The sequence below is a fragment of the Kitasatospora sp. NPDC056181 genome, from assembly GCF_042266225.1.
Classification (GTDB): Bacteria; Actinomycetota; Actinomycetes; order Streptomycetales; family Streptomycetaceae; genus Kitasatospora.
Genome location: NZ_JBHJUK010000045.1, coordinates 1 through 12,457 on the forward strand (window position 1 = coordinate 1; position 12,457 = coordinate 12,457).

General features: G+C 73.6%; 10 protein-coding genes. 7 read left to right on the plus strand and 3 right to left on the minus strand.

The annotated features are described in order from the left end of the window. Positions 1-22: 22 nt before the first annotated feature. Positions 23-1,111: a LacI family DNA-binding transcriptional regulator gene (locus tag ACFC1F_RS18720; protein WP_307852938.1), complete on the minus strand. Its 1,089-nt coding sequence runs from the start codon at positions 1,109-1,111 to the stop codon at positions 23-25. Between the two features lie 152 nt (positions 1,112-1,263). Between ACFC1F_RS18720 and ACFC1F_RS18725 the strand changes: the two genes are divergently transcribed. The 7 genes from ACFC1F_RS18725 (at position 1,264) to manA (ending at position 11,287) form a co-directional block, all read left to right on the plus strand. Next, positions 1,264-2,550: an ABC transporter substrate-binding protein gene (locus tag ACFC1F_RS18725; protein ID WP_376159570.1), complete on the plus strand. Its 1,287-nt coding sequence runs from the start codon at positions 1,264-1,266 to the stop codon at positions 2,548-2,550. A 103-nt stretch (positions 2,551-2,653) separates the two neighbouring features. Then, positions 2,654-3,526: a carbohydrate ABC transporter permease gene (locus tag ACFC1F_RS18730; protein WP_376159572.1), complete on the plus strand. Its 873-nt coding sequence runs from the start codon at positions 2,654-2,656 to the stop codon at positions 3,524-3,526. 3 nt (positions 3,527-3,529) lie between these two features. Continuing rightward, positions 3,530-4,453, plus strand: a complete 924-nt coding sequence (locus ACFC1F_RS18735) for a carbohydrate ABC transporter permease (RefSeq protein WP_376159574.1) — start codon at positions 3,530-3,532, stop codon at positions 4,451-4,453. A gap of 49 nt (positions 4,454-4,502) precedes the next feature. After that, complete coding sequence (locus ACFC1F_RS18740; protein WP_376159576.1) at positions 4,503-5,774, plus strand: glycosyl hydrolase; 1,272 nt, start codon at positions 4,503-4,505, stop codon at positions 5,772-5,774. A 47-nt stretch (positions 5,775-5,821) separates the two neighbouring features. Next, positions 5,822-8,902: an alpha-mannosidase gene (locus ACFC1F_RS18745; RefSeq protein ID WP_376159578.1), complete on the plus strand. Its 3,081-nt coding sequence runs from the start codon at positions 5,822-5,824 to the stop codon at positions 8,900-8,902. Between the two features lie 79 nt (positions 8,903-8,981). Further along, positions 8,982-9,926, plus strand: coding sequence for an ROK family protein (locus ACFC1F_RS18750; RefSeq protein WP_376159580.1), 945 nt, complete (start codon positions 8,982-8,984; stop codon positions 9,924-9,926). A 131-nt stretch (positions 9,927-10,057) separates the two neighbouring features. After that, positions 10,058-11,287: a mannose-6-phosphate isomerase, class I gene (gene manA / locus ACFC1F_RS18755; RefSeq protein ID WP_376159582.1), complete on the plus strand. Its 1,230-nt coding sequence runs from the start codon at positions 10,058-10,060 to the stop codon at positions 11,285-11,287. A gap of 54 nt (positions 11,288-11,341) precedes the next feature. Here manA and ACFC1F_RS18760 read toward each other — a convergent pair whose 3' ends face one another. Both ACFC1F_RS18760 and ACFC1F_RS18765 read right to left on the minus strand, forming a co-directional pair. Next, positions 11,342-11,995 carry a hypothetical protein gene (locus tag ACFC1F_RS18760; protein WP_376159584.1) on the minus strand — a complete coding sequence of 218 codons (654 nt, stop codon included), beginning with the start codon at positions 11,993-11,995 and terminating at the stop codon, positions 11,342-11,344. 111 nt (positions 11,996-12,106) lie between these two features. Further along, a complete protein-coding gene (locus tag ACFC1F_RS18765; RefSeq protein WP_376159586.1) occupies positions 12,107-12,274 on the minus strand; it encodes a hypothetical protein in 168 nt (55 codons plus the stop codon). Positions 12,275-12,457: the final 183 nt, after the last annotated feature.

Sequence of the window (12,457 nt, forward strand, 5' to 3'; positions counted from 1 at the left end):
GGGCCCGCTCGGCGCTGCGAGGCTAAACCGGTTCAGATCCCGTGTCAACGGTCCGCGCAACGGCCACTCCGGCGGGTGAGTCGGCGGGCCGGCCGGGGCCCGGTGGCGAGGTCGACTCCCGGACGGTCAGCCGTGGGGTGGGCATCTGCAGGTCGCGTCCGGGGCCGGTCTCGTCGACCACCGCGAGCAGGCTCCGGGCGACCTGCTCGCCGAGTGCGAAGGTGTCCCGGCTGAGCGCCGTCAGCGGCGGGTGCACGATCCGGGCGAGCACCGAGTCGTCGAAGGAGACGATCGACAGCTCGCCGGGCACCGGGACCCCCATCTCGCCGGCCACCCCGAGCCCGGCCACCGCCATCACGTCGCTGTCGTAGACGATCGCGGTGGGTCGCCGGGGGCGGGAGAGCAGGGTGCGGGTGGCGGCGGCGCCCTCGGCGTCGCTGAAGTCGGTCGGCACCGAGACCGCCTCCTCCAGGCCGAGCCGCCGGGAGGCGTCGCGCAGCGCCCTGATCCGGCGCTGGGTGTGCTGGAAGTGCGGCAGCCCGGCCAGGTGCGCGATTCGGCGGTGGCCGATGGCGGCCAGGTAGTCGACGATCGAGAGCATCGCCTCCCGGTCGTCGGCCCAGATCCGCACCGGACCGCCGCCCTTGCCGGGGCCACCCAGCACGACGGCGGGCAGCGCCAGTTCCTCCAGCACCTCCAGCCGCGGGTCGCGGACCTGGAGGTCGACCACGATGAAGCCGTCGACCCGGTGCTCGGAGGCCCAGCGCCGGTAGACCTCGATCTCGGCGGCGGTGTCCTCGACGACCATCAGGTGCAGTGCGACCGAGTGGGCGGAGAGGACGGCCTGGAGGCCGGAGAGCAGTTGGCTGAAGAACGGCTCGACACCGATGGTGCGGGCCGGGCGCGCGATCACCAGGCCGACCGCGTCGGCCCGGGCCCCGCCCAGGGCGCGGGCGGCGCTGTGCGGCCGCCAGTTCATCTCCTCGGCGACCCGGAGGATCCGGGCCCTCGTCGCCTCGCTCACCCCGGGGCGCCCGTTGAGCGCGAAGGACACCGCGCCCTTGGAGACGCCGGCCTGGCGGGCGATGTCGGCGATGGTCGGTCTGCCCACAGGGATCCGACTCCTCTCTTGACATCCAAGTTTAGGCGGGAGCATAGTCCCTGCAACAGCTAGACCGGTTTAGTACATCAGGTTGCGCAAACCCAGCAGGTTCGAGAACTCGGCACGATCCCCCACCCACCCCCCTGGACCGGGAGACCCTCATGCGAAGAATCTGGGCGGCACTGACGACGGCGGCGGTCACCGCCACCCTGCTCACCGGCTGCGGACTCGGCTCCGACACCAAGAGCGACGACACCGTGGCGAGTGCGGCCGCCACCGGCGAGGTCAAGGGCAAGGTCTCCCTCCAGACCTGGGCGCTCAAGCCGAAGTTCACCGACTACGTCCAGGGCGTGATCGACGGCTTCAAGAAGAAGTACCCCGGCGTCGAGGTCGAGTGGCTCGACCAGCCCGGCGAGGGCTACTCGGACAAGGTGCTCAGCCAGGCCGCGGCCGGCACCCTCCCCGACGTGGTCAACCTCCCGCCGGACTTTGCCCTCCCGCTGGCCTCGAAGAGCCTGCTGCTCGACGTCGCCAAGGCCGACCCGAAGCTCTCGGACGAGTACGTCGCCGGCGGCGTCGACGCCTACCGCTTCACCGGCCAGGACGGCACCTACGGCTACCCGTGGTACCTCAACACCGATGTGAACTACTGGAATTCGGAGCTGATGGCCAAGTACGGCCTGGACCCGAAGTACCTTCCCACCACCCTGGACGAACTGATCGCCCAGGCCCGGGTGATGAAGGAGAAGTCCGGCGGCTCGACCTACCTGATGAGCCGCAAGCCCGGTCTCGGGGACCTGGTCAACGCCGGCGTCAAGGTGATGGCCGACGACGGCAGGTCCTTCACCTTCAACACCCCCGAGGCGGCCGCGCTGCTCGACAAGTACCGCGCCGCGTTCAAGGAGGGACTGCTGCCGAAGGACGTCCTGACCGACACCTACGCCGGCAACTCCAAGCTGTTCACCGCCGGTTCGGCGGCCTGGACCACCGGCGGCGCCAACCTCATCGCCAGTGTCGCCACCGACAACCCCACCCTCGCCCCCAAGATGGTCTCCTCCCCCGCGATGGGCACCCCGCCGCTGTACGTGCAGGGCCTGTCCATCCCGAAGAGCACCAAGAACCCGGCCGCCGCGGTGGCCCTGGCCCGCTGGGTCACCAGCCCGGAGAACCAGGCCGGGTTCGCCCACCTGACCAGCATCTTCCCCTCCACCAAGGCGTCCGCCGGCGACGCCTTCTTCAGCAAGGGCGACGGCACCAACGGCGGTGACGCCAAGGTCGTCGCGTTCAACTCGCTGGCCAAGGCGAAGATCCTCCAGCCCGTCCAGGTCGACGACGCGATGGGCACCGTCATCAAGCAGCAGATCGCCCTGGCGATCAGCGGCGACGCCACCTCCAAGCAGGCACTGGACACCGCCGTCGAGCGCTGCAACCAGCTGCTCAAGGGCTGACGCCACCCCGCTCCGCCGGACCGGCACCGGCGGCGCGGCGGCCCTCCCCGGCCGCCGCCCGCCGGGCCCGACCCGCACCGCCCCCAGGAAGGCAAGGCACCCGATGACCCACCGGCGTTGGTTCACCCCCTGGCTGCTCGCCGGGCCAGCGATCGTCTGGCTGGCCGTCTTCAACCTCTGGCCGACGCTCAACACGGTGATCCTGTCGTTCACCGACGCCAAGCCCCTGGGCGGCGGCCGGTTCACCGGCCTGGCCAACTACGAACGCATCCTCGACGACGACCAGCTCGCCGACGCCCTGCTCAACAGCATCGTCTACCTGCTGGTCTGCCTTCCGGTCCTGACCGTCCTGCCGCTGCTGCTCGCCCTGCTGGTCCAGCGCAAGATCCCCGGCATCACCTTCTTCCGCACCGCCTTCTACACCCCGGTGATCGCCTCGGCCGTCGTGGTGGCCCTGATCTGGGGCTGGGTACTCGACGACCGCGGGCTGGTCAACGGCGTGCTCCAGCAGACCGGGCTCGCCGACTCCCCGGTCGCCTTCCTCACCGACCGCTGGCTGCTGCTGTTCAGCTCGATCGCCCTGACCGCCTGGAAGGGGCTCGGCTACTACATGGTGATCTACCTCTCGGCCCTCGCCAACGTCGGCCGGGAGCTGCACGAGGCCGCCGCCGTCGACGGTGCGAGCGCCGTCCGCCGGTTCTGGCACGTCACCCTGCCCGGGGTGCGGCCCACCATGATGCTGGTCTCGGTGCTGATCTCGGTCTCCGCACTGCGCGTCTTCTCCGAGCTGTACGTGCTCTCCCACGGCACCGGCGGGCCCGGCGGCCGGGACATGTCGGTGGTGATGCTGATCCAGATGTACAGCCGCGGCTTCACCGGGCACCTGGGCTACGCCTCCGCGCTCAGCCTGCTGCTGTTCCTCGTCACCCTCGGCCCGATGCTGCTCCTGACGCGCCTGAACCGGAAGGCGGACTGACCCGTGACCCGACCCGCCGCCCCGGCCCGGCCCGCCGTACCGGCCCAGCCCGGTCCCCCGGCCCGCCGCACCCCACCCGCCCGGCGCCCCCGGAGCTTCAACACCCCGTCGACCGGCCGGACCGCGCTGCGCTACCTGCTCCTGGCCGTCGTACTGCTGCTGGTGATCGGCCCTTTCCTCTGGCAGCTCTCCACCTCGCTCAAGGGCCCCGACGAGGACGTCTACACCCGGAGCCCGTCCTTCATCCCCGAGCACCCGACCTTCGCCAACTACGCCAAGGTCGCCGACACCATCCCGGTCTGGACCTACGCCGCCAACTCGCTGGTCGTCGCCGCCATCGCGATCTTCGGCAACGTGGTCGGCTGCACCCTGGCCGGCTACGCCCTGGCCAAACTGCGCTTCCGCGGCTCCCGGCTGGTCCTCGGGCTCTTCCTGGCCACCCTCGTCCTGCCCGGCGAGGTCACCATCGTCTCCCAGTACGTGACGGTGCGCAGCCTCGGCCTGGCCGACTCCCTGGTCGGGGTCGCCCTGCCCGGCGCGCTCGCGATGCTGAACGTGCTGCTGATGCGCACCGCGTTCGCGGCGGTGCCGCCGGAGCTGGACCAGGCCGCGCTGGTCGACGGCGCCACCGTCTGGCAGCGCCTGTGGCACATCGGCCTGCCGAACGTGCGGGGCATGCTCAGCGTGATCGTCATCTTCACCTTCATCGGCGCCTGGGACGACTTCCTCTGGCCGCTGATCGTCCTCACCGACCCCCAGAAGTACACCCTCACCGTCGGACTCCAGTACCTCAACGGCACGTTCAGCTCCAACCCGCGGCTGATCGCGGCCGGCACCATGATCGCCTTCCTGCCGATCGTCGTGGTGTTCGGCGTCTGCCAGCGCTTCTTCTTCAAGGGCGTCGAGGAGGGAGCCGTCAAGGGCTGAGCTCCGACCCCACCCGTCCCGCCGAACCCACCGAGGAAGCCGACCGAGGATGACCGCCGCCCAGCACCCCGCTCCCCGTCCGCCGCGCTTCGGCGTCAACTACACGCCGACCGCGGGCTGGTTCCACCACTGGCTCGACTTCGACCTCGACGCCGTCCGCGCCGACCTCGACTCGGTCGCCGCGCTCGGCCTGGACCACGTCCGGGTCTTCCCGCTCTGGCCCGTCTTCCAGCCGAACCGCACCCTGATCCGCCCGCGCGCCGTCGAGCAGCTCGCCGCACTGGTGGACGCCGCCGGCGAGCGCGGGCTGGACGTCGCCGTCGACGGGCTCCAGGGCCACCTGTCGAGCTTCGACTTCCAGCCGTCGTGGATCCAGAGCTGGCACCGCCGCAACATGTTCACCGACCCGGACGTGGTGGACGGCCAGGCCGCCTACCTGCGCACCCTGGCCGGGGCACTGCACGGCCGGGCCAACTTCCTGGGCATGACGGTCGGCAACGAGGTCAACCAGTTCTCCGGTGAGCCGCACCCCGACCCCGACCGGGCCACCCCCGAGCAGGTCGACGCCTGGCTGCGCCGGATGCTCGACGCCTGCGAGCAGGGCGCGCCCGGCCGCCTCAACCTGCACGCCTCCTACGACGCCGCCTGGTACCTGGACGAGCACCCGTTCACGCCCTGGCACTCGGCCCGGATCGGCGCGGCCACCGCCGTCCACTCCTGGGTGTTCAACGGCACCGCGCAGCGCTACGGCGCGCACTCCACCGCCACCGCGCAGCACGCCGCGTACCTGGTCGAGCTGGCCAAGGCCTGGGCACAGGACCCGCACCGCCCGGTCTGGCTCCAGGAGGTCGGTGCGCCGGCCCCGCACATCACCGCCGGGGACGCCGCGCGCTTCACCGGTGACACCGTCGCGGCCGTGCTGGACTGCCCGGACGTCTGGGGCGTCACGTGGTGGTGCTCGCACGACGTGGACCGCTCGCTGGCCGACTTCCCCGAGCTGGAGTACGGCCTCGGCCTGCTCACCACCGACCGGCGGGTCAAGCCCGCCGGCGCCCGGATCGCCGAGGTCGTCGCGCGGGTGCGGGCCGGCTGGCGGCCGCCCCTGCCGCGCACCACCGCGGTGGTGGTCGCGACCGGCGACGAGGTCACCTCGCCCAAGCGCTCGGTCTGCGCCCCCGGCGGCCCCGTCTTCGAGGCCTTCATGCGCCTCGCCGAGGACGGCGCCCGGCCGACCACGGTGCTCGCCGAGCGCGCCGGGGACACCGCCCACCTGGCCGCCCGCGGGATCACCGAGGTGCTCCACCCCGACGACGTACGCTGACGATCACCGCCCACCCGACCCCCAGTCACGCAACGGAGCCTGCCGCCATGCACGATGACCGCACCCTGGTCGAGTCCCGCCTCAAGCGCGTCCTGGACGAGCGCATCCGCCCCGCGGTGTACCCCGCCTCCGTTCCGCTGGAGGTGTCGGTCTGGACGGCGCCCGGCGAGCCCGTGCCGGTCGCCGAGGGCCTGGCCGCGCCGCGCACCCCGATCGCCGTCGGCGACGCGTGGGGCGCGCCGTGGGGCACCAGCTGGATCACCGTCACCGGCACGGTGCCCGAGGCGTGGGCCGGGCGGACGGTGGAGGCGCTGATCGACCTCGGCTTCGACGCCAACATGCCGGGCTTCCAGTGCGAGGGCCTGGTCTACCGCCCGGACGGCTCCCCGGTGAAGGGCCTCAACCCGCAGAACCAGTGGGTGCGGATCGCCGCACCGGCGGCCGGCGGCGAGCAGGTCGAGCTGCACGTCGAGGCCGCGTCCAACCCCGTCATCCTCGACTACCACCCCTTCCTGCCCACCGAGTTGGGCGACCGCGAGACCGCCGGGGAGCAGCCGCAGTACCGGCTGGCCCGGATGGACCTCGCGGTCTTCGACGAGACGGTGTGGCAGCTCGTCATCGACCTCGAAGTGCTCGGCGAGCTGATGGAGGAGCTGCCGGTCGAGGGCGCCCGCCGGTGGGACGTGCTGCGCGCCGTCGAGCGGGCGCTCGACGCCATCGACCTCCAGGACGTCAACGGCACCGCCGCGGCGGCCCGTTCGCAGCTCGCCGAGGTGCTCGCCGCGCCCGCCGCGCCGTCCGCGCACCGGATCAGCGCGGTCGGCCACGCGCACATCGACTCGGCGTGGCTCTGGCCGCTGCGCGAGACCGTCCGCAAGGTCGCCCGGACCACCGCCAACATGACGGCGCTGCTGGAGGACGAGCCGGACTTCGTCTACACCATGTCCCAGGCGCAGCAGTACGCCTGGATCAAGGAGCACCGGCCCGAGGTGTACGCACGCGTCAAGAAGGCGGTGGCCGAGGGCCGGTTCGTGCCGGCCGGCGGCATGTGGGTGGAGTCCGACACCAACATGCCCTCCTCGGAGGCGATGGCCCGTCAGTTCGTCCACGGGAAGCGGTTCTTCCTGGAGGAGTTCGGGGTCGAGAACCAGGAGGCGTGGCTGCCGGACACCTTCGGCTTCACCGGCGGCCTGCCGCAGATCATCCGCAACGCGGGCTCCAAGTGGCTGCTGACGCAGAAGATCTCGTGGAGCCAGGTCAACAAGTTCCCGCACCACACCTTCCTCTGGGAGGGCATCGACGGGACGCGGATCTTCACGCACTTCCCGCCCGTGGACACCTACAACTGCTCCATGAAGGGCAAGGAGATCGCGCACGCCGCGCGGAACTTCAAGGACAAGGGCGTCGCCCGGCACTCGATCGCCCCGACCGGCTGGGGCGACGGCGGCGGCGGCACGACCCGCGAGATGGTCGCCAAGGCGGCCCGCCTGCGGAACTTGGAGGGCTCGGCGACGGTGCGCTGGGAGCGGCCCGCCGAGTTCTTCGAGAAGGCGCAGGCCGAGTACCCGAAGCCGCCGGTCTGGGTGGGCGAGCTCTACCTGGAGCTGCACCGCGCCACGCTGACCAGCCAGGCGAAGACCAAGCGGGGCAACCGGCGCAGCGAGAACCTGCTGCGCGAGGCCGAACTCTGGTGCGCCACCGCGGCGTCGCGCACCGGCCTGCCCTACCCGTACGAGGAGCTGGACCGGATCTGGAAGACGGTGCTGCTGCACCAGTTCCACGACATCCTGCCCGGCTCGTCGATCGCCTGGGTGCACCGCGAGGCGGAGGCCACCTACGCGGGGCTGGCCGCGGAGCTGGAGGCGCTGATCGGCCGGGCGCAGCAGGCGCTGGCCGGTGACGCCGCGGGCGGGCGCGAGCTGGTCTTCAACGCGGCCCCGCACCGCCGCTCGGCGGTGCCCGCGGGCGGCGCCGCGGTCCCGGACGCGCCGGCCGGCTGCTCGGTGGCCGCGCGCGACGGGGGCGGGTTCGTGCTGGCCAACGGGCTGCTCTCGGTGACGGTGGACGGTGACGGCCTGGTCGTCTCGGCGGTCGACCTCGCCACCGGCCGGGAGACGGTGGCCCCCGGTGCCCGTGCCAACCTGCTCCAGCTGCACCCGGACTTCCCGAACATGTGGGACGCCTGGGACGTGGACCAGTTCTACCGCAACACCGTCACCGACCTGACGGCGGCGGACTCGCTGACGGTGGTCGCGGACGCCCCGGACGCCGTCGCCGTCCGGGTGGCCCGCTCCTTCGGCTCGTCCACGGTCGTCCAGACGCTGACCCTGCTCGCCGGCGTCGGGCGCCTGGACATCGACACCGAGGTGGACTGGCACGAGACCGAGAAGTTCCTCAAGGCGGCCTTCCCGCTGGACGTGCACACCGAGCGGTACGCCGCCGAGACCCAGTTCGGCCACCTGTACCGGCCCACCCACACCAACACCAGTTGGGAGGCGGCCAAGTTCGAGGCCTGCAACCACCGCTTCGTCCACCTGGAGGAGCCCGGCTGGGGCGTCGCGCTGGTCACCGCCTCCACCTACGGCCACGACGTCACCCGCACGGTGCGCGACGCCGACGGCGGCACCACCACGACGGTCCGGTTCTCGCTGCTGCGCGCGCCGCGCTTCCCCGACCCGCGCACCGACCAGGGCCTGCACAGGTTCCGGCACGCGCTGGTGCCGGGCGCCGGGATCTCCGACGCCGTCCGCGAGGGCTACCTGATCAGCCTGCCCGAGCGGCGGGTGACCGGCTCCGTGGACGCCGTCCGGCCGCTGGTGGAGCTGGACGAGGACGCGCTCGTGGTGAGCGCGGTGAAGCTGGCCGACGACGGCAGCGGCGACGTGGTCGTCCGTGTCTACGAGGCCGACGGCGGCCGCGCGCGGGGCCGGCTCACCACCTCGTTCCCGCTGGCCGGGGCGGTGCCCTGCGACCTGCTGGAGCGGCCGTGGGACGGCACCCGTGGCGAGGTCACGGTGGACGGCGGCGGCGTCTGCCTTTCGTTGCGGCCGTTCGAGCTGGTCACGCTCCGGCTGACGCCCGCCTCCGCGTCCGCGTCCGCTTCCGCCTCCGCCTCCGCCTCCGCCTAGCCTCCTACGCTGTCCGTTGCCCAGCCCGACGCCCCCGCCCGCCCAGGGCGGGGGCCCTGCCGCCCCGGAGCCACCCGCGATGACCGTCCCGCCGTCCGCTCCCCCGCTGTTCGCCGCCGTCGACATCGGCGGGACGAAGATCGCCGGGGCACTCGTCGACCAGCGCGGGGGGCTCTCCCGCCGGGTCCAACTCCCCACTCCGGCCGGGGAGTCCGGTGCGGCCGTGCTGGCCGTCGTGCACCGGGTGCTGGACCACCTCGCCGCGGCCCCGCAGTGGGCCGCCGTGACCGCCGTCGGCATCGGCAGCGCCGGACCGGTGGACCTCGGACACGGCACGGTCAGCCCGGTCAACATCCCCGGCTGGCGGGAGTTCCCGCTGGTCGCCGAGGCCGCCGCCCACCCCGCCGTGGCCGGGGCGGGGCTGCCCGTGGCACTGGCCGGCGACGGCGTCGCCATGGCCGCCGCCGAGCACTGGCGCGGCGCGGCCCGCGACGCCGACAACGCACTCTGCCTGGTCGTCTCCACCGGCGTCGGCGCCGGGCTGATCCTCGACGGCGCCGTCCGCCCCGGCCCCAGCGGCAACGCCGGGCACCTCGGCCACATCACCGTCGACCTCGACGGCGACCCCTGCCCGTGCGGCTCCCGTGGCTGCCTGGAGGGCCTGGCCAGCGGCACGGCGATCGCCCGGCGCGCCCTCGCCCACGGCTGGCGGCCGTCCGGCGGGGACCGCTCGGCCCGCGCCGTCGCCGCCGACGCGCTGGCCGGCGACCCGGTCGCGCTGGCCTCCTTCGACCGGGCCGCCCAGGCGCTGGCCGCCGGGATCGCCGCCACCGCCGCCCTGGTCGACCTCGACCGGGTGGTGATCGGCGGCGGGGTCGCCGAGTCCGGCGCCGTCCTGTTCGACCCGCTCGCCCGCCACCTCGACCGGTACGCCGCACTGCCCTACGTCCGCGGGCTGGACGTCCGCCCGGCCGAACTCGGCACCGACGCGGGCCTGATCGGCGCGGCGGCCCTCTGCCGTTGACCGCCGTCGGCCGCCGTCGGCCGTCGGTCTCTCCCGTCTGCCGTCGGCCACACCCCCGCCTGCCATTGACGACTCCCGTCTGCCGTCGGCCACACCCCCGCCTGCTATCAGCCGCCCCGGAGGGAACGCGCATGCCCGCAACCACCCGCCCCCCGTTCGCGCCGCTCGCCAACCCGGTCCGCGACTACGCCTGGGGATCCACGACCGCCATCCCCGCACTCACCGGCACCGCGCCCACCGGCGGTCCGCAGGCCGAACTCTGGCTGGGCGCCCACCCGTCGGCGCCGTCCCTGCTCGACGACGGCGACGGGCCGCCGCGCCCGCTGGACGCGCTGGTCTCCGCGGACCCGGAGGGCCACCTCGGAGCCGACACGGTGAAGCGCTTCGGACCGGAACTCCCCTTCCTCCTCAAGGTGCTGGCGGCCGAGCGCGCCCTCTCGATCCAGGTCCACCCCACCCGCGCGCAGGCCGAGGCCGGCCACGCCGCCGAGGAGGCCCGCGGCGTCCGGCCCGACGCCCCGCACCGCACCTTCCGCGACCGGGGTCACAAACCCGAACTGATCTGTGCCCTGGGCGACTTCGAAGCCCTCTGTGGGTTCCGCCCGGCCGCCGCCACCGCCCGTCTGCTGGACGAACTGGCCGTCCCGCTGCTCGCCCCCTGGGCCGCCGCCCTGCGCCGCCGCCCCGCCGGGGAGGTGCTGCCCGCGCTGCTACGGCACGTCCTGGCCGACGTCCGCCCCGGCCCGGCCGAGCTGGCCTCCCTCGCCGGGGCGCTCGCCCGGGTGGCGGACGGCGACGGGCCGTTCGCGGCGGCCTGCGCCGCCTACACGCGGGCGGCCAGGGACTACCCCGGCGATCCCGGCCTGGTGGCGGCACTGCTGCTCAACCACGTCCGGCTCCGGGCCGGGCAGGCCCTGTTCCTGGACGCCGGGGTGCCCCACGCCTATCTGCACGGCCTGGGCGTCGAGTTGATGGCGAACTCGGACAACGTCCTGCGCTGCGGCCTGACCGCCAAGCACCTCGACGTGGACGGCCTGCTGGCGGTGACGTCGTTCCGCACCGGGGAGCCCGGCGTCCTCACCGCCGAACCGGTCGCCGGGGGCGTCGAGGAGGTGTTCCCGTCCCCCGCCGCGGAGTTCCGCCTCTCCCGGCTGCGCCCCACCGGCACCCCGATGCGGATCGACCTGCCCGACGCCCCGCAGATCCTGCTCTGCACGGCGGGCCGAGCCGTCCTGGGCGCCCCCGACGGCCGCCGACTGACCCTGAACGCAGGCGCGTCGGCCTACCTGCGCCCCGACGGCGGGCCCGTCCACCTCACGGGCACCGGCGCGCAGCTGTTCCGCGCCACCACGGGCGGCTGACCAGGACGGCCGCGTTCACCGGCAGGACCCACGGGCCGCGCTCTTCGTCCGGGGTCACCGACCGCGGAGCTGGGCGGGCGCCACCGGGTCGGGCAGGTCGTACGGCGCTCCCTCCTGGTTCACGCGCGTGCCCGCGGGGTAGCGGAAGCACTCCGAGGCCGCAGCGACGGACAGGCTGCCGTCCGGGTGGAGGCCGACCACGACCCGGTGGCCGACACCATCCGCACCGCGCGGAGGTTCCAGCCGCAGGGTGGCGTCCTTGACCCCCTCGTCGTGGCTGGTCACGGTCCAGCCCTTCCCGACGAGGCTCTGCTTCGCACGCTGCAACGCGTCCAGCGCCTGCGGGCGGGCGACCCCGGTCAGCGCCCACTCCGCGCGGATGAGGGCCGTCCCGGGTTCGGGGGACGGACTGTCGGTGAAGCCGGCGAGCCCCCGCGGGTGGCAGTCGTAGACATCGGCATGGATCCCCCGGCCCAGATTCCGCTCCAGCCCGGCCCCCGGAAGGGCGAGGGCGTCGTACACCTCCTGCGTCTGCGCGTCCAGGCGTCGGGCGGTGGCCGCCGGGTCGGCCGACGGGAACGGGGTACCCGTCCAGACGCCGATCACCTTGACCCCGGCGAGGAACACCGCACCGACCGCGATCACGCCGACGGTCACAAAGAGGGCGGCCTTCCGACCCCGTCCGGTCTGCTGAGAACTGCTCGTCATGATCCACAGCATGCTCCGCCGCAACCGGACGGCGCCTGAGTACTGGTACTCAACTCCTCCTGCGTGGAGTCGCCCGGCCTTCACCGGCGGGCCACCGGCGTTCACCGGCGTTCACGGGCCACCGGCCTGGCAGCAGAACGGCTCCGCCGGGCCGGCGACCACGGGAGGCGCCCGCTCGATCGAGCGGCGCCACCCCTGCGGTGCGTCCCGGGCGGAGCCCCGGTCCCAGCGCGCCACGGACGGCGGCTCCGTTGCCGCCGTCGGCGTCACTGCTGTCATGGGTACTGCTGTTGCCGTCCCGTTCCCGGCGGCCTCGTCGATGCCGGCAGCGTCGTCGGTGCCGGAGGCCTCGTCGACGGAGGAGGCTCCGTCGGTCCGGGCGGCCCCGTCGGTGAGGACGGCGCTGTCCGCGGAGGCGGTCCTGTCGGGAGAGGCGGTCCCGTCGGCGAAGGCGTCGCCGTC